We start from the raw sequence: 20010 nt of genomic DNA, 5'->3' as shown, positions 1-20010 counted from the left end.
CATTCCGAGCATCTATTCGTGCAGCTCGCGCAACGCAGCTGTTGCCAGAAAGCCCGAGCGCGATCGGTAACGTTGATCGCTCCTGACACGGGCATCGATGCGCTCCAGCAGCACTTCCGGCAGTGTCGCATTGAACCGCACTGAGCGACCGAAATACGGTGTCACGTCAAATTCGACCACAGCCCACACGCCGCCTTGATAGTCCGGATTATGGATATGCGCGTCGATGTCCATCGGCTGCGGCAGCGCCTCGCCATCAGCGACCAGCCCTTCAAAATGCAGCGCCAGGGCTTCTTTCACATTGTCCAGTGCTTGGCCAATGGTCGCGCCAGCGGAAAAACAGCCCGGAATATCAGGCACGGTGACGCCGTACACCGAGTCGGGATCCTTATGTAAAACGACGGGTAATTTCATGTTCTTATCCTTCCGAGCCGATTTGCTTCGAGACATTCATTTGAGGCCGGCCTGCTTCAATATGCTGTGAACCGTCCCTTTTGGCAGGTCATCTTTGGGATGAGGGACCGTGACACGTCCCTGTTTTATCGGGTGCTTGTATTGACGATGACTGCCTTTGACCTCGACCACATACCAACCGTCGTCCTCGACCCTTCTGATCATGTCCCTGCTCCGCATCAGCCTATCCCTTTGTTGACTGATGTGGATAGTACACACCGCACTTTGTTGCGCCACCGCTTGGGAAATCTTTTAAGCGACGGTATGTAACGTGATCCCGGGACGATCCCGCTGCGCGCCCCTCTCTTGCTAAAGCCGGCCCCTCTGAAGTCGTGCGCCCATCTGCCTCTGTTTAACGCCTGTATCTGTATTCCGCCCGACAAATAGTGCACATTAACCTCACGCCATTCTCCAGACCGGCACATGCATGACCAAAACAACAAGAGTCACCGACCCCGCCTATGAGCTGATGGATGACCATAACGGTCTGTCGATCATCTACCGTGAGCATGGCTTTCCCTGTCCGCTGGTGCGCTGGCATTTCCACAAGGAATACGAGCTGCACCTGATCGTTGCGAGTTCCGGGAAGGTCTTCGTCGGCGATTACATCGGCAATTTCTACCCCGAGACGCTGTTCCTCACCGGCCCCAATCTGCCCCATAACTGGATCAGTCAGATCGCGGAAGACGAGGTCGTGCCCAAACGCGACATGCTGGTGAACTTCACCGAAGAGTTGCTCGAAAGCGGCAATCAGGTGTTTGCCGAACTCAAGGCCCTGGCGCCGTTGCTCGAGCGCGCCCGGTACGGCATTGAATTCCGCTGCAAGCGGACCGTCCGCCAGGCCACCAAGCTGATGCAGAAAATCGCCGACACCACGGGCATGACCCGGCTGGGGCACTTTTTCATTTTGCTGGAAGTGCTGGCGGCCAGTGATGATTTCCAGTTGCTGTCGGGCACCACCGCGTCCCAGCTGTCCGACGACCACGCCGTGGAGCGCACCAACAAAGCCGTGGAATACATCTTCACCCACTACGCCCGCGAACTGCCGCTGGAAGAAGTGGCCGAATACCTGGGCATGAAGCCGACTTATTTTTCCCGTGTGTTCAAGCAGGCCACCGGGCGCTGCTTTGTGGAATTCGTCAACCGGCTGCGGATCAGCAAGTCCTGTGAATTGCTCGCCGATGGCGACCGGCCGGTGACCGACGTCTGCTTCGAGTCAGGTTTCAATAACATCTCCAACTTCAATCGACGTTTCCAGAAACTCAAAGGCATGACCCCCTCGCACTACCGACGCCTCGCTGTACAGCGCCTGACCGAACAAAACCTGTACTGATTCGTTGCCCCGTCGCACCCATCAACTACGCTGGAACTGCCCCGCCCCACGCGCTGGCGCAGTTGTGCAGCGCGCCCGTCGGAAACCTCAGTGCAAAAAAGTATCAGTTCAAGTGCGCCGCAGGATTTGTCAACCAGCGCGCACAAGGCTGTAATCAGCTGACATTCTTCCTGGCCTCCGGAAGAAACAAAAACAATAACCAAGCTTCTGACGTCCGCCTGGGCGCAGAAGAGGAGTGATAAATGAAGACCTCTGCAAATGTTCTCCTTGCCGGTACCTGTCTGACCCTCCTGTCCCTGTGCACCACCGCCACTGCCGGTGAAGTCACCATCGCCACCGTCAACAACAGCGACATGATCCGCATGCAGCGGCTGTCCAAGACCTTCGAAGAACAGCACAAAGACATCAAGCTCAAGTGGGTGGTGCTGGAAGAGAACGTGCTGCGTCAACGCCTGACCACCGACATCGCCACAAAAGGCGGCCAGTTCGACGTGTTGACCATCGGCATGTACGAAGCCTCACTCTGGGGTGCCAAGGGCTGGCTCAAGGAAATGAATGACCTGCCGGCGTCCTACGCGCTGGACGACGTATTTCCTTCGGTACGCGACGGCTTGTCGGTCGAAGGCAAACTCTTCGCCCTGCCGTTCTACGCAGAAAGCTCGATCACTTACTACCGCAAAGACCTGTTCAAGGCCGCCGGCCTGACCATGCCGGAGCGTCCGACCTGGACGCAGATCTCCGAATTCGCCGACAAACTCACCGACAAGTCCAAGGAACAGTACGGCATCTGCCTGCGCGGCAAGGCAGGCTGGGGCGAGAACATGGCGCTGATCACCACCATCGCCAACTCGTTTGGCGCCCGCTGGTTCGACGAACAGTGGAAGCCGCAATTCGACCAGCCTGAATGGAAGAACGCGCTGACCTTCTACACCAACGTCATGAAGAAGGACGGCCCACCCGGCGCCTCCAGCAACGGCTTCAACGAAAACCTCGCCCTGTTCAACAGCGGCAAGTGCGCAATCTGGGTCGATGCCAGCGTGGCCGGCTCGTTCGTCACCGACAAATCACAGAGTAAAGTCGCCGACAGCGTAGGTTTCACCTATGCGCCGCACGAAGTCACCGACAAAGGCTCGGCATGGCTGTATTCGTGGGCTCTGGCGATTCCGACCAGCGCCAAGAACGACAAGGACGCCCGCGCCTTCACCGAATGGGCCACGTCCAAAGAGTACGCCGCGCTGGTCGCCGAGAAAGACGGCGTGTCCAACGTGCCGCCAGGCACCCGCGCATCGACCTACACCGATGCCTACAAACAGGCTGCGCCGTTCGCCAACATCACCCTGGAATCCCTCAAGGCCGTCACGCCGAAGGCGCCGACCCTAAAGCCGGTGCCGTATGTGGGCATCCAGTTGGTGACCATTCCCGAGTTCCAGTCGATCGGCACCTCCGTCGGCCAACAGTTCTCGGCAGCACTGGTGGGCACCTCCACCGTGGATCAGGCATTGACCAGCGCGCAAAGCGTGGCCGAGCGTGAAATGAAGCGCGCGGGTTATCCGAAAAAGGGCTGACACCCGCTGCTTGACGGCGGCAGGCGCTGATTGCCTGCCGCCCACGTTCACGCTCACGCTTCTGCCCGGTCCGGAGTCAACATGAACACCTCAACCCTCACCCCGCGCACCGCCGCGGCTGACGATAAGTCGTCTGCCAAGGGCAGCGTCACCAAGCCCGGCTGGTTTCTGGTCAGCCCCTCGGTGCTGTTGCTGCTGGTCTGGATGATTGTGCCGCTGGGCATGACCATCTACTTTTCGCTGATCCGCTACAACCTGCTCAACCCTGGCGAAAACGAATTCGTCGGGCTTGAGAACTTCGAATTCTTCGTCACCGACGCAGGCTTTCTGCCCGGCGCCATGAACACGCTGTTGCTGGTCGGCAGTGTGCTGGCCATCAGCGTGATCCTCGGCGTGCTGATCTCGGCGTTGCTGGAAGCCAGTGAGTTTCTCGGTCGCGGCATCGTGCGCGTGCTGCTGATCTCGCCGTTTTTCATCATGCCGACGGTCAGCGCGCTGATCTGGAAGAACCTGATTTTCCACCCGGTGTCCGGGATTCTCGCCTGGGTCTGGAAGCTGTTCGGTGCCCAGCCGGTGGACTGGCTGGCGAATTACCCGATGCTGTCGATCATCATCATTGTGTCGTGGCAGTGGCTGCCCTTCGCGATCCTGATTCTGATGACCGCCATGCAGTCCCTGGATCAGGAACAGAAAGAAGCGGCGCGTCTGGATGGCGCCGGCCCGATCGCCATCTTCTGGCACCTGACCCTGCCGCACCTGGCGCGCCCAATCGCCGTGGTGGTGATGATCGAAACGATCTTCCTGCTCTCGGTGTTCGCCGAAATCTTCACCACCACCAACGGCGGCCCGGGCTTCGCTTCCACCAATCTGGCGTACCTGATCTACAACCAGGCACTGCTGCAATTCGACGTGGGCATGGCATCGGCGGGCGGCTTGATTGCCGTCGTGATCGCCAACATTGCCGCGATCATCCTGGTCCGGATGATCGGCAAAAACCTCACCGACAAGTCTTGAGGGCAAGGCCATGATGACGCTCAAACAATCCCGTCGCCTGCAAAGTGCCCTGCTCGGCACCTTGTCGTGGCTGATCGCGGCGCTGATTTTCTTCCCGATCTTCTGGATGGTCCTGACCAGCTTCAAGACCGAGATCGACGCGTTCGCCACGCCGCCGCAGTTCATCTTCACACCGACCCTGGAAAACTACCTGCACATCCAGGAGCGCAGTGACTACTTCCACTTCGCCTGGAACTCGATCCTGATCTCTTTCAGCGCGACGATCCTGTGCCTGCTGATCGCGGTGCCGGCGGCCTACTCCATGGCGTTTTTCGAAACCAAACGGACCAAGGGCACGCTGCTGTGGATGCTCTCGACCAAAATGCTGCCGCCAGTGGGCGTGCTGATGCCGATCTACCTGCTGGCCAAGACCTTCGGCCTGCTGGATTCGCGCATTGCGCTGATCGTGATCTACACGCTGATCAACCTGCCGATCGTGGTCTGGATGATTTACACCTACTTCAAGGACATCCCCGGGGAGATTCTTGAAGCGTCGCGGCTGGACGGCGCCACCACGCGCCAGGAAATCTTTCGCGTGCTGATCCCGATCTGCAAGGGCGGGCTGGCATCGACGGCGCTGCTGTCGCTGATCCTGTGCTGGAACGAGGCGTTCTGGTCACTGAACCTGACCTCTTCGAATGCCGCCCCGCTGACCGCGTTGATCGCCTCGTATTCCAGCCCTGAAGGGTTGTTCTGGGCCAAATTGTCGGCGGTGTCGACCCTGGCCTGCGCGCCAATCCTGATCTTCGGCTGGATCAGCCAGAAACAATTGGTCCGCGGGCTGTCGTTTGGTGCGGTGAAATGATCGACACATGATGGTTTCCACGCTCTGCGTGGTAACGATCCCGGGCAGATTTTTAGCCTCTGAACTTTGAAGAATAAAACTGGAGCCCCTCATGGCTAACCTGACAATCAGAAATCTGCAAAAAGGCTTCGACGGCCACCAGATCATCAAAGGCATCGACCTGGACGTGAAAGACCGTGAATTCGTGGTCTTCGTCGGTCCGTCGGGCTGTGGCAAATCCACCCTGCTGCGCCTGATCGCGGGCCTTGAAGACGTTACCAGCGGCAGCATTGAACTGGATGGCCGCGAAATCACTCAAGTCACCCCGGCCAAGCGCGACCTGGCGATGGTGTTTCAGACCTACGCGCTGTACCCCCACATGACCGTCGGCAAAAACCTGTCGTTCGCCCTGGATCTGGCTGGCACGCCGAAGGCCGAGGTCAAGAAAAAAGTCGATGAAGCCGCGCGCATTCTTGAGCTAGGCCCGCTGCTGGAGCGCAAGCCCAAGCAGCTGTCGGGCGGTCAGCGCCAGCGGGTGGCGATCGGTCGAGCCATCGTGCGCAACCCGAAGATCTTCCTGTTCGACGAACCGCTGTCCAACCTCGACGCCGCCCTGCGGGTGCAGACCCGCCTGGAGCTGTCGCGCCTGCACAAAGAGCTGCAGGCAACGATGATCTACGTGACCCACGATCAGGTCGAAGCCATGACCCTGGCCGACAAAGTGGTCGTGCTCAACGGCGGTCGCGTCGAACAGGTCGGTTCGCCGCTGGAGCTGTACCACCACCCGGCCAACCTGTTCGTCGCAGGTTTTCTTGGCACGCCGAAGATGGGCTTCCTCAAGGGCATCATCAGCGGCGTCGAGACCTCGGCCTGTGAAGTCACCCTGGACGCCGGGACAAAAGTCCTGCTGCCCTTCACCAACGCGCAACAGAGCGTCGGCGACTCGGTGACCCTGGGGATTCGCCCCGAGCACCTGGAGCTGGCCAACGAAGGCGATTGCCAGCTGACCGTCATCGCCGATGTCAGCGAACGCCTGGGCAGCGACACCTATTGCCACGTGCGCACCACCTCCGGCGAGCCGCTGACCATGCGCATTCGTGGGGACCTGGCCAGCCAGTACGGCGAGACCCTGAAACTGCACCTGAACAGCGCGCACTGCCACCTGTTCGACGCCCAGGGCCAGGTCATCCGCCGCGCGCTGCAGGCCGCTGCCTGATCCCTCGCACTCCACCGCATTCGGGAACACCGTCATGAAACTGAACAAGCAGAACCTCTCCAACCTGGGCGCCGGTATTGCCATCCCCGCCTACTCCCTTGACGAGCGTCGCCAGGGCATCGTGCACATCGGCGTCGGCGGTTTTCACCGCGCCCACCAAGCGTTTTACACCGATGCGCTGATGTCCCTCGGCACCAATGAAGGCAGCGGCGAAGGCCTGGACTGGGCCATTTGCGGGGTCAGCCTGCGCGAGGAAGACCGTGCCAATTTCGAGGCGCTGAAGGGCCAGGACTTTCTCTACACGCTGTTCGAACTGGGCGACACCCCGGACACCGAAACCCGGGTGATCGGCGCCATGAGCCAGATGCTCATGTCCACCGACAGCGACCTGACGCTGATCGACAAACTCGCCAGCCCGGACATCCGCATCGTCTCGCTGACCATCACCGAAGGCGGCTACTGCATCGACGACAGCACCGGCGAATTCATGAGCCACCTGCCGCAGATCCAGTACGACCTCGAACACCCCGCCACGCCAAAAACCGTGTTCGGTTACCTGTGCGCCGCCTTGACCCGCCGCCGCGCGGAGGGCACACCGGCGTTCACCCTGATGTCCTGCGATAACCTGCCGCACAACGGCGCGGTGACACGCAAAGCCCTGCTGGCCTTCGCCCAACAGCGCGACCCGGAACTGCATGACTGGATCGCTGAACACGTCAGCTTCCCCAACGCCATGGTCGATCGCATCACGCCGATGACCAGCACCGCCCACCGCCTGCAACTGCACGACCAGAAAGGCATCGACGACGCCTGGCCGGTGGTCTGCGAACCCTTCGTGCAGTGGGTGCTGGAAGACAAGTTCGTCAACGGCCGTCCGGCCTGGGAAAAGGTCGGCGTGCAGTTCACCGACGACGTAACCCCGTACGAAGAAATGAAGATCAAGCTGCTCAACGGCAGCCACCTGGCGCTGACCTACCTCGGCGCGCTGAAGGGCTATCGCTTCGTCCACGAAACCATGAACGACCCGCTGTTCGTCGGCTACATCCGCACCTACATGGACCTGGACGTCACCCCGCAACTGGCGCCGGTGCCGGGCATCGACCTGACCGAGTACAAACAGACCCTGATCGACCGCTTCTCCAACCAAGCGATAGCCGACCAGCTGGAGCGGGTGTGCTCCGACGGCTCGTCGAAATTCCCGAAATTCACCGTGCCGACGATCAATCGTCTGATCCTGGACAGCGGCAACATGGACCGCGCTTCCCTGGTGGTTGCGGCCTGGGCGCTGTACCTGCAGGGCAACCGCACCGGCGATTTCACCGGCGAGAACGGCGTTCCGTACACCGTCGTCGACCCGCGCGCGGACTTTTGCAAGGCGCTGGTGGCCGATGACGTGCTGGTGACCCAGCGCCTGCTGGAGGTGGAAGAAATCTTCGGTGCGGCGATTCCACAGTCCGCCGAGTTCGTGGCATCGTTCGAACACAACCTGAACAGCCTGAAGCAATTGGGCGTCAGCAAAACCCTGGAAAACCTGTTAGCGAAAACCGCCTGAGCTTCATAGGGGAAGAGGTGAATATGTTTCTCGGCATCGATTGCGGTACCCAAGGCACCAAAGCGATTGTTCTGGATGCGGTCAGCGGCAAGGTTCTGGGCGAAGGCTCGGGTGCGCACCACATGATCAGTGGCGCCAACGGTCGCCGTGAGCAGGATGTGCAGGAATGGCTCGATGCGTTCGAGCAAGCCACGGCCGCGGCCCTGCAGCAAGCCGGGGTGTCCGGCGCGGACATCCAGGCCATCGGCGTGTCCGGGCAGCAACATGGCCTGGTCATGCTTGACGAAACAGGCCAGGTGCTGCGCCCCGCCAAGCTGTGGTGCGACACGGAATCTGCGCCTGAAAATGATCGGCTGCTGACGTATCTGGGCGGTGAAGCCGGGTCCCTGGAGCGCCTGGGTATTGCCATCGCGCCGGGCTACACGGTCTCGAAACTGCTGTGGAGCAAAGAGCAGTTTCCCGAGCTGTTTGCCCGCATCGACAAAATTCTGCTGCCCCACGACTACCTCAATTACTGGCTCACCGGCCGCAGTTGCAGCGAGTTCGGCGATGCATCGGGCACCGGTTATTTCAACGTGCGCAGCCGCGCATGGGACCTGGACATCCTTCAGCACATCGATCCCAGTGGCCGGCTGGTCAAGGCGCTGCCGGAGCTGCTCGAGGCGCATCAGCCGGTCGGCACGATTCTCCCCGCGATCGCCGAGCGACTGAGCCTCAACCCGAAGGCCATCGTCTCCAGCGGCGGTGGCGACAACATGATGGGCGCCATCGGCACCGGCAATATCGCACCGGGCTCGATCACCATGAGCCTGGGTTCGTCGGGCACGGTCTACGCCTTCGCCGACGCCGGCAACGTCAGCGCTCAGCCATCGGTGGCGACCTTCTGCTCCTCGTCGGGCGGCTGGCTGCCACTGATCTGCACCATGAACCTGACCAACGCCACCAGTGCCTTCCGCGAGCTGTTCGCGCTGGACATCGGCGCGTTCAACGCTGCCGTGGCGTCCTCGCCGATTGGCGCACAAGGCGTGCTCGTGCTGCCCTTCCTCAACGGCGAACGCGTGCCCGCCCTGCCCCACGCCACCGGCAGCATTCTCGGGCTGGACAGTACCAACCTGACCCAGGCCAACCTCTGCCGGGCGGTGGTCGAGGGCACCACCTTCGGCCTGCGTTACGGCCTGGACCTGTTGCGCGACAGCGGCATTAAGAGCGATAACATCCGCCTGATCGGCGGCGGCGCGAAAAGCGCGGTCTGGCGGCAGATTGTGGCCGACATCATGGACACGCCGGTCATCTGCACCACCGGCACCGAAGCGGCAGCCCTGGGCGCAGCGATCCAGGCGGCGTGGTGTCATTCACACCTCGATGCCGGTGGTGACGGCGACGGCGAGTCGCTGCAGGCGCTGACCGAGCGTTGCGTCAGCCTCGACCCGGCCAGCGAAACCCGGCCGGTTGCCGAACACGTTGCGGCGTACCAAGCGGTTTATCAGCACTATCGCACTCAATTGCAGGGCCTCTGACGGACAGCCCCGTCGGCCTTTATGGAGCAACTATGTATCTGGTCTGTGGCGAAGCACTGTTCGACTTTTTCTGTCAGCCGGACAGCGGACAACGCAACAAAGTGGGGTATCAGGCCATCGCCGGCGGCTCGCCGTTCAACGTCGCGGTCGGCCTGCGCAGGCTGGGCATCGATGCCGGTTTTTTTGCCGGGATTTCCAGCGATTACCTGGGCAAGCGCCTGACGACCGTGCTCGCGGAAGAAGGCGTGCGCGATGACTTTCTGGTGCCTGTCGACGCACCCACCACCCTGTCGATGGTCGCCGTGGGCGCCGACGGCTCGCCGCAGTACAGTTTTCGCGGCGAAGGCTGCGCGGACCGGATGCTGGGCGTCGAGCAGCTGCCGACGCTGGACGACAGCGTGCGGGGCCTGCATGTGGGTTCGTTTTCGCTGGTGGTGCAGCCGATCGCCGACGCGCTGCTGACGCTGGTGCGGCGGGAAAGCGGCAAGCGCTTGATCACGTTCGATCCCAATGTGCGCCTGAATCCGGCGCCGAGCATCGAGCTGTGGCGCAGTCAGGTGGCGAAGTTTGCCGAGCACGCGCACATCATCAAGGTCAGTGATGAGGACCTGGAGCTGTTGTATCCGGACAAAGAGGCGGCGGCGGTGGCCGAGGGTTGGCTGAAGGACAATTGCCAGTGGGTGATCATGACCCGCGGCCGTCAGGGCGCCACGGTGTTTACGCGGGATTTGGGCACGTGGTCGGTGGCGGCGCGCAAGGTGGAGACGGTGGATACGGTGGGTGCCGGTGATACGTTTCAGGCGGCGTTGATTGCGTTTCTGACGGAGCGGGGTCTGGATGTGCCCTCTGCGTTGGCGGGGGTAGATCGCGAGACGCTGACGAAGATGCTGGAGTTTGCGGTGGCTGCGGCGGCGGTGACCTGCACGCGCGAGGGGCCGGATTTGCCCTATCGGGCGGAAGTCGTTTAGATCAAGATCAAGGGCGTCTGCCTGGGGGCAGACCGTTTCGCCTTCGGCGAGTTACTTGGAAAAGCACCCCAAGTAACCAAGGGTGCTTGCTCCTGGTTAGGTTCCTCCTTCGTCGGAATACCCTCACTCCGACGACGCTCCGTGGGCCCGCGCCGAACGGACATCCATGTCCTGACGGCGCTCTCGCGGCATCCATGCCGCTCGGCCCACTCCCCGTCGTCTGCGTTCAGCCTGCACCCAAGTCGCGATTGGCGGTGACTGAGCCTTTTGCGTAGGAAGATCAAAAGCGCGCTTACGCTTAGTAGGACCGGCTTTAGCCGGGAAGAGGCCACCTCATGCGCCGGCATTTTTGCTGATAGCCCCCCTCCCTGTAGGAGTGAGCTTGCTCGCGAATGCTTTATCCAAAACACCCCATATCCGATGCATGTACCGGCCCCTTCGTGAGCAAGCTCACTCCCACAAGTCCTTAGCGCCTGACCCGCCCTCGATCTGCTTCTGATCTGCTTCTGATCTTGATCTTCAAACACATAACCCTCAGACGACACCTATCGCGACTTGGGTGCAGGCTGAACGGAGGTTTCGCGGAGTGGGTCGAGCCGCATGGATGCGGCGAGAGCGCCGTCAGGACATGGATGTCCGTTCGGCGCGGGCCCACGGAGCGGGACCGGAGTGAAGGAACCCGACGAAGTCGGGCCAAACCGAGAGCAAGCACCCTTGGTTACTTGGGGTGCTTTTCCAAGTAACTCGCCGAAGGCGAAACGTCTGCCCTTAGGCAGACGCCCTTGAAACAGATCAGGCCATCTCCGCCTTTGCCATGGCGATCCTGGTCTTCACCTCCCGCTCAGCCACCTGCTGATCCGTCTTCTGCTTCTGCAGCTCAGTCACCTGCTTGTCCACCGCCGCCTGCTCCTGCGGCGTCATGGCGTCGTATTCCGCCTTGCTGACGCCCGTCAACCGCTGCCGCACCTTCTCCGCGTCGGTCTGGTTCATGTAGGACAGAAACTGATCCTTCACCGAACCCACGCCATCAGAACCCGCGCCATCACTGGCCGCCAGATCATCAGAGACCGTCTTGCTGACACTGTCAGACGAAGCGACCTGCTTGTCAGCGCTGGACACAAACGCCGCAGCGGCGGCTGCCTTGTCATCGTCCGTCACCGACGACGCCGTGTTGGCCGCCGCTGCCTTCAGGTTCACCATCATCTTGGCAAACGACTCGTCGTAGCCCTGCTTGCCCTCGTTGCTGCTTTGCGCCGCGCCTTCGCCATTGCTCGCAATCGCCGCCACGGGTGTGGCGGCGCCGGCCATGGCGCTGGTGTAGGCGTCCGTGTCCGTCGTGGCGTAATGGGTGTGGCTCACGGCTTTTGACACGAACTGCTGGATAGCACTGTTGCCGATCAACATCTTTCACCTCCTGTTCAGGTTGTCCGATGTACCCCGACAGCAGCAAAACCGATGCCATCCAGCCTGCCCTCCCTGAAAGACCCGTCAACACGGGCCTGCGGGCCCAGCGTCAAGCCATGAGGGGCCGCCATGATCGACAATGCTTGCCGTCTGCGGCAGATCCTCGCCGCCGGCTTGCCGTACCGGCCAGCGCGCTGCTGACAACCCGAGGCCGCCGCCCTATTTGAGAAACGCCTTCACCGCCTCATTCACCTGGCCCGCCTCACACGCCGGCGCCATGTGTCCGCAATCGCTGTTGAGTACCAGCAACTGCGCGCGCTTCTGGGCGGCCAGCGCCTTGGAAGGCGCCGGGTCGACCATGCGGTCCTGCTCGGAGGTGATGATCAACAGTCGCGCCTTGATTTTCCCGGCCAGTGCGGCCATGTCGCCGTGACGCAACAGATCGAACGACGTCATCGCCTGCAATTGCCGGTACCAGTCGACCGTGCTGAAGGACTGATTGCTCGCGGTGGCGGGCAACGTGCCGGCAGGTGAGGGACCGGTGCCGACGGTCTTGGCCGCCCTGTGTCCCGGCGTCCATAGATAACCGTTGTGTGTCGCCGCGAGCTGTTTGAAAGCCGTGCCCGACGCATAGTTGCCGTCGTTCCAGCCGGGCGCGCGTTCGATGGCGGCCAGTTCTGCATTCCAGGCCTGCAGGTCGCGTTCGGTCGGGTGAGGCGTGCCGACGATGGTCACCACCTTGCTGGCGAAGTCCGGGTACATCACCGCCCACTGCAACGCCTGCATGCCACCCATGGAAATGCCGACGATGGCGTGGGCGTGATCAATGCCCAGGTACATGGCCAGCAACCGATGCTGCGCCTTGACCATGTCGCGGATGCCGAACTGCGGAAACTTCAGGCGCGGCGCAATCGGGCTGTTGGACGGCGAGCACGACACGCCATTGCCGATGGCGTCCATCGCCACCACGTACCAGCGATTGGTGTCGACCAACTTGCCGGGGCCGATCATGTCGGCCTGGTCGGACGTCCGCCCGGCCAGCCAGGTAGTCACCAGCACGACGTTATTGCGATCTTCTGCCAGCGTGCCGTAGGTGCGATAACCCAAGTCGCAACGCGAGATCTTGCCGCCGGTCATGTTCAACGAGCCAATGTTCACCCGTTGCTGCTCTGCCGCCTGGCAGATGCCCACACTCATCATGACCAGCAACGCACACAGCGTCCGGTCAGCGTAATGACGCAATTTCATGGAATTCCTTAGTGATAACGCCCGGCCGTGATAGCGCCTGAAAGATTTGCGGCTCCGGAAAACCATGTACGTCAACACCATGCCGTCGCGCTGCGCCATCAGCGTAGACGGTTATGCCGTATGAGCGAGGCCGGTTCACGACTATTTTTTCAGGCCATTCAATAGCCTGAGTCATTTACGGTTGTGCGCCGCTTTCACCCGTCAAGGCGACAGATATCAGCATGAGGACTCCCCCTGCTCAACCGGCGATGGTAGCGTGCGTTGGTTTCTGATCGAAGGATCAGACATTTCTCTCAACATGCCTGCCAAGGAATGCCCCACCCAATGGACTTTTCGCTCAAGCACCTCACCGCCGCTACATTGATGTTCGCCGGCGTCTGCGCCTTCACACCCGCTGCCTTTGCCAACCTCACCGCGCAACAGAGCAGCACGATTGTCGGCACCTTCAAGGAAAACGCCGTCACTGATTTCCGCCAGTTCCTCAAGACCGTCAGCACCACCGACGTGGTCAAGGCGGCGGGCATCGAGCCGGCGATCAGCGCCTTCCTCGCCAATAAAAAACTGTCCGCCGATGAGCAGAACGATATCCATCGCCTGTTGGGGGTTTATGCGCGGGTGAAATACGGCAGCGCCGCCACCGAAACCCTGCGCGAACTGGTCGCCATTCCCACGTTCCAGACCGCTGGCGTCGCGCAACACGACAACCCCGCGTTCATCAAGATTGCCGAGAAAATCAAAACCCTCGCCCAGTCGTTCAACCTGACCTTCCGCAATATCGACAACCGCGTGTACGAGGTTTCCCTTGAGGGTTCAAGCCCTGAAGTGGTGGGGATTCATGCCCACGCCGACGTCGTTCCGGTCACCCTGGAAAACTGGGTGCTGGCTGACGGCACCCGCCTCGATCCGTTCAAAGTGACCCTGATCGGCGACCGCATGTACGGCCGCGGCACCGAGGATGACAAGAACGGTATCGTCGTCGCGCTGTACGCCATGAAGGTGATCAAGGAAGAGAAGCTGCCACTGGCGCGCAATTTCAAGCTGCTGATCGACACCACCGAAGAAACCTCCGGCGACGCCATTCCCTACTACTTCGAGCGCAACCCGACGCCGGCCTACAACCTGGCACTCGATGGCAGCTACCCGGTGGTGATCGCGGAAAAGGGTTACGGCACGGTCATGGCCAGCTTCCCCCGTCGCACCGCCGAAGGCGCGGGCGCGGAAATCACTTCGATGACCGGCGGCATGGCGACCAACCAGATCCCGTCAAAATCAGTCGTCACGCTGGTGAGCGATCAGCCCGCTGAACTCGCCGCCGAGCTGCAGAAAGCCGGCGCTGAGTACGCCCAGCGCAACGGCGGCAACTTCAAGGTCGACGCAGAAGTCGCCGGCAAAGAGGTCAAGCTGACGGTCACCGGCGTCTCGGCGCACTCCTCCGAGCCCGAATCGGGGGTCAACCCGGTGGCGCGGATGCTCGATTTCATCAACGGTCTGGATGGCAAGGTCGCGCTCAAGCACAACGCGATCACCGACGCCGCGCGCTATGCCGCTGACAACTGGGGCCTTGATTACCTGGGCAGCAAACTGGGCGTCGGCTTCAGCGATGAGTTCATGGGCCCGCTGACGGCCTCACTGACCTACGTGGCGATGGACGACAAGGCCTTCAAGCTGGCCGTCAATCTGCGCGTGCCAAGGGGCAAATCGCCGGAAGCACTGAAAGCGGAAATCGCCCAGAAGCTGACCACCTGGACCCAGCAGAGCCATATCACGCCGGGCTTTGATTACTCGATCGCCGAGCCGATGTACCGCAACCCTGAGGGCGAGTGGGTCAAGGCGCTGTTGGCCGTGGCCACCGAGAATCTGGGCATGGAGCACAAGTTCGGCACGTCCGCCGGCGCCACGTCAGTGCATGAGCTGCCCAACGGCGTGCAGTTCGGCCTGGCCAAACCCGACGTCAAATACACCGGTCACACCGACGCCGAGTTCAAGACCACCGAGCAGTTCCTGCTGGACTTGCAGATCGTCACCGAGATGATGGGCCGCATCGGTCAACTGCCGAAACTCTGACCGCCCTGCCCCGGGCCCGCTGCAATGGCGGGCCTGATTCGCGCCGCTGAATATGCAGTCATCAGGCTCTCAGTTTTGAAGCTTTGAGCCTGTCCGACGCACGATCTTGATCGAGTGTTTGAGGTTGGGCTTGCGGGTCACGCTGATCGCCCGTTGGGTGACCGTGTCCAGCGTGATGTTCCAGAAGCCGGTGCTGGGCACCACGATTTTCGCCGGGAAGCGGTCGAAGGCGCCGCCGTGATAGGTGTGCCGACCGCCGTTCTTGAAACTGCGGAAGTTGGCATCACTCATGAGGCGGATATTGCAGGCGTTCGAGGACTCGATCACCACAATGTCGCCTTCATTCAGGTGTTCGCGTTGGTGGATGAATTTCACGGGGATCCCACGGCAGAGTTGAAAACGGCCGCGAGAATATCACGGAGGCCTGGCCAGGAAGGCGGTGCTCACATGACCGCCTGAGCTACAGCCCAAAAAAAACCTCATGATCGCTCATGAGGTTTTTTTGTTTCTGGCCCTTGGTTCAGAGGTATGGCAACCGACGCCTTCCCGGCTGAAGCCGGTCCTACGACACCGCATGAGCCAGTAGGACCAGTTTTAGCGAGGTATCACGCCGGGGCGCTGGTGCGGATCAGGTGGTCGAAGGCGCTGAGGGAGGCTTTGGCGCCCTCGCCGACTGCGATAACGATCTGCTTGTACGGCACGGTGGTCACGTCACCGGCAGCGAAGATGCCCGGGATCGACGTCTCACCGCGTGGGTCGATGATGATCTCGCCCCGTGGCGACAGCTCGATGGTGCCCTTCAGCCATTCGGTGTTCGGGAGCAGGCCGATCTGCACAAAGATACCTTCCAGCTCGATGGTGATGTCTTCACCGGTAAGGCGGTTCTTGTAGCGCAGGCCGTTGACCTTCTGGCCGTCGCCGGTGACTTCGCTGGTCAACGCGCTGGTCAGCACCGTCACGTTGGGCAGGCTGTGCAACTTGCGTTGCAGGACCGCATCGGCGCGCAGATTGGCGTCGAATTCCAGCAGGGTCACGTGGGACACGATACCCGCCAGGTCGATGGCCGCTTCCACACCGGAGTTGCCGCCGCCGATCACCGCCACGCGCTTGCCCTTGAACAACGGACCGTCGCAGTGCGGGCAGTACGCCACGCCTTTGTTGCGGTACTGCTGCTCACCCGGCACATTCATTTCGCGCCAGCGTGCGCCGGTCGCCAGGATCACGGTCTTGCTTTTGAGCACGCCGCCGCTGGCGAACTTCACCTGGTGCAGCTCACCGTTCTTGCCCGGAATCAGTTGCTCGCCGCGCTGCAGGTTGATGACGTCGACTTCGTACTGTTTGACGTGTTCTTCGAGGGCGACAACCAGCTTTGGCCCCTCGGTGTGCTGCATCGAGATGAAGTTCTCGATCGCCATGGTGTCGAGCACCTGACCGCCGAAACGCTCGGCTGCCACAGCGGTGCGGATGCCTTTACGGGCAGCGTAGATCGCTGCCGACGAACCGGCCGGGCCACCGCCGACGACGAGCACGTCGAACGCTTCTTTGCCATTCAGCTTGTCGGCCTGACGATCGCCGGCGCTGGTGTCGATCTTCGCCAGAATCTCTTCCAGGTTCATCCGGCCCTGACCAAACAGCTCGCCGTTCAGGTAGATGCTTGGCACGGACATGATCTGGCGGTCGGTGACTTCCTGCTGAAACAGGCTGCCTTCGATGGCGACGTGTTCCACGTTCGGGTTAAGAACAGCCAGCAGGTTCAGCGCCTGGACCACGTCCGGGCAGTTCTGGCAGGTCAGCGAGAAGTAGGTTTCAAACTTGAACTCACCGGTCAGGCCGCGGGCCTGTTCAATGGTGTCCTCGGAGGATTTGGACGGGTAGCCGCCGACTTGCAGCAGCGCCAGCACCAGCGAGGTGAATTCGTGACCCATTGGCAGACCGGCGAAACGCAGCTTGATGTCCTGGCCCGGGCTGTTCAGGGCGAAGGACGGCGTGCGTGCATCGCTGCCATTGGTGTCCAGGGTGATCTTGTCGGAGCTGCTGACGATGTCATTGAGCAGGGCCAGCATTTCCTGGGATTTTGCGCCGTCATCAAGGGACGCAACGATCTCGATCGGGCGAGTGATCCGCTCCAGGTAAGATTTCAACTGAGCTTTAAGATTGGCGTCCAACATGGTTCGGCTTCCTTCTTCACTTTCAGGTCTGGATACGTTCAAGATCTAGCGGGTTCTACAAAAAAAAACGCCCAGGCGATGACCGCCCGGGCGTTTTTTGGGGGCGATGCGGTTTACGTGCTCATGGGCTCATCGCCCCCGATCCGGTCATGACGACTTAGATCTTGCCAACCAGGTCCAGCGAAGGAGCCAGGGTGGCCTCGCCTTCTTTCCACTTGGCTGGGCAGACTTCGCCCGGGTGGGCAGCAACATACTGAGCCGCCTTGATTTTGCGCAGCAGCTCGGAAGCGTCACGGCCAACACCGCCGTCGTTCAGTTCGACGATTTTGATTTCGCCTTCCGGGTTGATCACGAAAGTACCGCGGTCAGCCAGACCTGCTTCTTCGATCAGGACGTCGAAGTTGCGGGAGATTTTCAGGGTCGGGTCACCGATCATGGTGTACTGGATTTTGCCGATGGCTGGCGAAGTGTTGTGCCAGGCAGCGTGGGCAAAATGGGTATCGGTGGAAACGCTGTAGATTTCGACGCCCAGTTTCTGGAACTCGGCGTAGTTGTCCGCCAGGTCTTCCAGCTCGGTTGGGCAAACGAAGGTGAAGTCAGCCGGGTAGAAGAACACCACAGACCATTTGCCTTTCAGGTCGGCGTCCGACACTTCTACGAAGTTGCCGTTCTTGAAAGCAGTTGCCGTGAACGGTTTGACTTGGCTGTTGATGATAGGCATCAGTGAATCTCCTGAGGGTTGTGAAAATGGGGTGTTACAAATTCGATGGGGAGGATACTACGCAAAATCGTCAGCAGGGACTCATTGGCAAAGCTCATGCTGATGATTGGTTTTGACTATAAGGATGCTTTATTAATAGAAGACGTTGTTGGGCAGCTGCGATTGGGCCACCCGCACCGTCGACCGGAAAGCTTCCCGGCTAAAGCAGGTCCTACGGATCCAGCCAGTCCTGGTGATCCAGCCAGTCCTAGGCTGCTGATTCGATCAGGCTTCGCACCCGCACGGCAAGTTCGTCGATGCTGAAAGGTTTGGTGAGTAAATCCATACCATCGTCGAGGAAGTCACCACGCACTTCGGCCTCCCGCGCATAACCGGTCATGAACAAAACCTTCAGCCCCGGGCGATGCTGGCGTGCCACTTCTGCCAACTGGCGACCATTCAGCCCCGGCAGTCCCACATCCGTGACCAGCAGATCAACGGGCTCGGCTCCCTGCAAAACCACCAGTGCCTCATGGCTGTCGCAGGCGACGTTCACGCGATAACCCAGCTCCTTCAACACGTCCACCACCAGCATGCGCACCTCAGCCTCGTCCTCCACCACCAGCACGCGCTCGCCCAGGCCGGCGCGAGGCGGCTCGAAGCTGCGAGGGACGGCGGGGGGAAGCTCGGCAACCTCGTGGTGACACGGCAACAGCAAGTCGATGCGCGTACCACGCCCTTCTTCGCTGGAAATGCTGACCCGGCCGCCGGTCTGGTTGATGAAGCCGTAGACCATCGACAGGCCCAGGCCAGTGCCCTGCCCGATCGGCTTGGTGGTGAAGAACGGATCAAAGGCCCGTGCGATAACCTCGCTGGACATGCCCAGCCCGGTGTCCTGCACACGAAGGCGCACGTAGTCGCCCGGCGCCAGCGCGTCCTGCAGCAGGGCAATGTGGGTCAGTTCGGTCTGGATCAATAACCGACCGCCATCGGGCATCGCGTCGCGGGCGTTGATGACCAGATTAAGCAACGCATTCTCGAGCTGATGCTCATCGGTGTTGGTCAGGCACGAGATCGTGTGCAGGTCGACTTCCAGCTCGATGCTTTCACCAATGGTCCGGCGCAGCAGTTCTTCCATCGACGTCACCATGTGGTTGACGTCCACCGGCCGCTGGTTCAGTGACTGGCGACGGGCGAACGCAAGCAGGCGATGGGTGAGCGACGCAGCGCGGTTGGCCGAGCCCATGGCGGCCTCGATGTAACGATCGATCTCCGACACACGCCCTGCGGCGACCCGACGCTGGATCAGGTCCAGTGCGCCGAGCACGCCGGTGAGCATGTTGTTGAAGTCGTGGGCGATGCCGCCAGTCAGCTGGCCGATGGCGTCCATTTTCTGCGCGTGGCGCAAGGCCTCTTCAGCCTGGGCACGCTCACTGATTTCGACCTGCAGTCGCTCGTTGCTTTCGGCCAGTTCGCGGGTGCGCTCGGCGACGCGCTGTTCGAGGCTCTCGTTCAGCTCGCGCAGCGCGTCCTCGGCACTGACCTGGGCCGTGATGTCCGTGCTCGTGCTCAACCAGTGGATGATGCTGCCGCGCTCATCGCGGATCGGCAATGCGCGGGAGAGGAACCAGCGGTACTGGCCGTCCTTGCCGCGCAGCGGGAAGGTGTCCTCCCACAACGAGCCGGTGGCGAAGCAGCGCTGCAGACGTGATTCGACCCGCTGCCCATGGTCAGGGTGATGCAACGATCGCCAGCCCAGCGCCATCATCGCTTCGTATGAGGTGCCGGTGTAGCTGTACCAGCGTTCGTTGTACCAATGGATGTGACCGGCGGGGTCAGCGATCCAGGCCAACTGACTCATGTTATCGGCGAGGCTGCGAAACTGCCGCTCACTCTCATCAAGCGCTTCGGTTCTGGAAAGCGCCTGGTCATCAGGTCCTGCTGGATTCAAGGGCATGGCTGCCGAAAAACTCGTGCTGGTCAAA

Annotated in this window: 16 protein-coding genes and 1 pseudogene; 9 read left to right on the top strand and 8 right to left on the bottom strand. The window is 61.1% G+C overall.

Going from position 1 to position 20010, the window contains the following annotated elements; translation table 11 throughout:
• Positions 1-12: 12 nt before the first annotated feature.
• Both SLW74_RS23280 and SLW74_RS23275 read right to left on the bottom strand, forming a co-directional pair.
• Complete coding sequence (locus tag SLW74_RS23280) at positions 13-414, bottom strand: type II toxin-antitoxin system HicB family antitoxin (protein ID WP_296313292.1); 402 nt, start codon at positions 412-414, stop codon at positions 13-15.
• A gap of 36 nt (positions 415-450) precedes the next feature.
• Entirely contained in the window at positions 451-633 is a 183-nt protein-coding gene (locus SLW74_RS23275) for a type II toxin-antitoxin system HicA family toxin (RefSeq protein WP_296313294.1), read from the bottom strand.
• 247 nt (positions 634-880) lie between these two features.
• On the opposite strand from SLW74_RS23275, the gene SLW74_RS23270 reads away from it, so the two are divergent.
• From SLW74_RS23270 to SLW74_RS23235, 8 genes are all read left to right on the top strand, one after another.
• A complete protein-coding gene (locus SLW74_RS23270; RefSeq protein WP_065991394.1) occupies positions 881-1786 on the top strand; it encodes an AraC family transcriptional regulator in 906 nt (301 codons plus the stop codon).
• Positions 1787-2028: 242 nt separating this feature from the next.
• Positions 2029-3351, top strand: a complete 1323-nt coding sequence (locus SLW74_RS23265) for an ABC transporter substrate-binding protein (protein WP_410930253.1) — start codon at positions 2029-2031, stop codon at positions 3349-3351.
• An 81-nt stretch (positions 3352-3432) separates the two neighbouring features.
• Positions 3433-4365 carry a carbohydrate ABC transporter permease gene (locus SLW74_RS23260; protein WP_065991392.1) on the top strand — a complete coding sequence of 311 codons (933 nt, stop codon included), beginning with the start codon at positions 3433-3435 and terminating at the stop codon, positions 4363-4365.
• A 10-nt stretch (positions 4366-4375) separates the two neighbouring features.
• Positions 4376-5209, top strand: a complete 834-nt coding sequence (locus SLW74_RS23255) for a carbohydrate ABC transporter permease (protein WP_065991391.1) — start codon at positions 4376-4378, stop codon at positions 5207-5209.
• A gap of 91 nt (positions 5210-5300) precedes the next feature.
• Complete coding sequence (locus SLW74_RS23250; protein WP_410930252.1) at positions 5301-6404, top strand: ABC transporter ATP-binding protein; 1104 nt, start codon at positions 5301-5303, stop codon at positions 6402-6404.
• Between the two features lie 34 nt (positions 6405-6438).
• A complete protein-coding gene (locus tag SLW74_RS23245) occupies positions 6439-7956 on the top strand; it encodes a mannitol dehydrogenase family protein (protein WP_410930251.1) in 1518 nt (505 codons plus the stop codon).
• Positions 7957-7979: 23 nt separating this feature from the next.
• Positions 7980-9473, top strand: a complete 1494-nt coding sequence (xylB, locus tag SLW74_RS23240; RefSeq protein ID WP_410930250.1) for a xylulokinase — start codon at positions 7980-7982, stop codon at positions 9471-9473.
• 32 nt (positions 9474-9505) lie between these two features.
• Complete coding sequence (locus SLW74_RS23235; protein WP_410930249.1) at positions 9506-10441, top strand: carbohydrate kinase family protein; 936 nt, start codon at positions 9506-9508, stop codon at positions 10439-10441.
• Between the two features lie 792 nt (positions 10442-11233).
• On the opposite strand, the gene SLW74_RS23230 is transcribed toward SLW74_RS23235, so the two are convergent.
• Entirely contained in the window at positions 11234-11845 is a 612-nt protein-coding gene (locus SLW74_RS23230) for a hypothetical protein (RefSeq protein ID WP_410930248.1), read from the bottom strand.
• Positions 11846-12064: 219 nt separating this feature from the next.
• Positions 12065-13093, bottom strand: a complete 1029-nt coding sequence (locus SLW74_RS23225) for an alpha/beta fold hydrolase (RefSeq protein ID WP_410930247.1) — start codon at positions 13091-13093, stop codon at positions 12065-12067.
• A 324-nt stretch (positions 13094-13417) separates the two neighbouring features.
• Here SLW74_RS23225 and SLW74_RS23220 point away from each other — a divergent pair, with 324 nt between their 5' ends.
• Complete coding sequence (locus tag SLW74_RS23220) at positions 13418-15157, top strand: dipeptidase (RefSeq protein WP_410930246.1); 1740 nt, start codon at positions 13418-13420, stop codon at positions 15155-15157.
• Positions 15158-15226: 69 nt separating this feature from the next.
• Here the strand turns inward: SLW74_RS23220 and SLW74_RS23215 are convergent, their stop codons facing one another.
• The 4 genes and pseudogenes from SLW74_RS23215 to SLW74_RS23200 all read right to left on the bottom strand — a co-directional run.
• Positions 15227-15532: a DUF1883 domain-containing protein gene (locus SLW74_RS23215; RefSeq protein WP_282373314.1), complete on the bottom strand. Its 306-nt coding sequence runs from the start codon at positions 15530-15532 to the stop codon at positions 15227-15229.
• Positions 15533-15762: 230 nt separating this feature from the next.
• Positions 15763-17325, bottom strand: coding sequence for an alkyl hydroperoxide reductase subunit F (gene ahpF / locus SLW74_RS23210; RefSeq protein WP_296310009.1), 1563 nt, complete (start codon positions 17323-17325; stop codon positions 15763-15765).
• A 157-nt stretch (positions 17326-17482) separates the two neighbouring features.
• Positions 17483-18046 (bottom strand): alkyl hydroperoxide reductase subunit C, encoded by a 564-nt coding sequence (gene ahpC / locus SLW74_RS23205; protein ID WP_065987199.1) that lies wholly within the window; start codon positions 18044-18046, stop codon positions 17483-17485.
• A 247-nt stretch (positions 18047-18293) separates the two neighbouring features.
• Positions 18294-19955: pseudogene (locus SLW74_RS23200) on the bottom strand (ATP-binding protein); the annotation flags it as partial.
• Positions 19956-20010: the final 55 nt, after the last annotated feature.

Origin of the sequence: Pseudomonas sp. W5-36, assembly GCF_046540455.1 — a bacterium.
Classification (GTDB): domain Bacteria; phylum Pseudomonadota; class Gammaproteobacteria; order Pseudomonadales; family Pseudomonadaceae; genus Aquipseudomonas; species Aquipseudomonas graminis_B.
Note: the sequence above shows the minus strand (reverse complement) of the source record. Positions and strands in the feature narration are given on the sequence as shown.

Bases quoted from the DNA above. Each gene is read 5' to 3' on its own strand.
- SLW74_RS23230 (WP_410930248.1), bottom strand. From the start codon at position 11,845: ATGTTGATCGGCAACAGTGCTATCCAGCAGTTCGTGTCAAAAGCCGTG.
- SLW74_RS23280 (WP_296313292.1), bottom strand. From the start codon at position 414: ATGAAATTACCCGTCGTTTTACATAAGGATCCCGACTCGGTGTACGGC.
- SLW74_RS23235 (WP_410930249.1), top strand. From the start codon at position 9,506: ATGTATCTGGTCTGTGGCGAAGCACTGTTCGACTTTTTCTGTCAGCCG.
- ahpC (WP_065987199.1), bottom strand. From the start codon at position 18,046: ATGCCTATCATCAACAGCCAAGTCAAACCGTTCACGGCAACTGCTTTC.
- SLW74_RS23255 (WP_065991391.1), top strand. From the start codon at position 4,376: ATGATGACGCTCAAACAATCCCGTCGCCTGCAAAGTGCCCTGCTCGGC.
- SLW74_RS23245 (WP_410930251.1), top strand. From the start codon at position 6,439: ATGAAACTGAACAAGCAGAACCTCTCCAACCTGGGCGCCGGTATTGCC.
- ahpF (WP_296310009.1), bottom strand. From the start codon at position 17,325: ATGTTGGACGCCAATCTTAAAGCTCAGTTGAAATCTTACCTGGAGCGG.
- SLW74_RS23220 (WP_410930246.1), top strand. From the start codon at position 13,418: ATGGACTTTTCGCTCAAGCACCTCACCGCCGCTACATTGATGTTCGCC.
- SLW74_RS23275 (WP_296313294.1), bottom strand. From the start codon at position 633: ATGCGGAGCAGGGACATGATCAGAAGGGTCGAGGACGACGGTTGGTAT.
- SLW74_RS23270 (WP_065991394.1), top strand. From the start codon at position 881: ATGACCAAAACAACAAGAGTCACCGACCCCGCCTATGAGCTGATGGAT.
- SLW74_RS23225 (WP_410930247.1), bottom strand. From the start codon at position 13,093: ATGAAATTGCGTCATTACGCTGACCGGACGCTGTGTGCGTTGCTGGTC.
- xylB (WP_410930250.1), top strand. From the start codon at position 7,980: ATGTTTCTCGGCATCGATTGCGGTACCCAAGGCACCAAAGCGATTGTT.
- SLW74_RS23260 (WP_065991392.1), top strand. From the start codon at position 3,433: ATGAACACCTCAACCCTCACCCCGCGCACCGCCGCGGCTGACGATAAG.
- SLW74_RS23250 (WP_410930252.1), top strand. From the start codon at position 5,301: ATGGCTAACCTGACAATCAGAAATCTGCAAAAAGGCTTCGACGGCCAC.
- SLW74_RS23265 (WP_410930253.1), top strand. From the start codon at position 2,029: ATGAAGACCTCTGCAAATGTTCTCCTTGCCGGTACCTGTCTGACCCTC.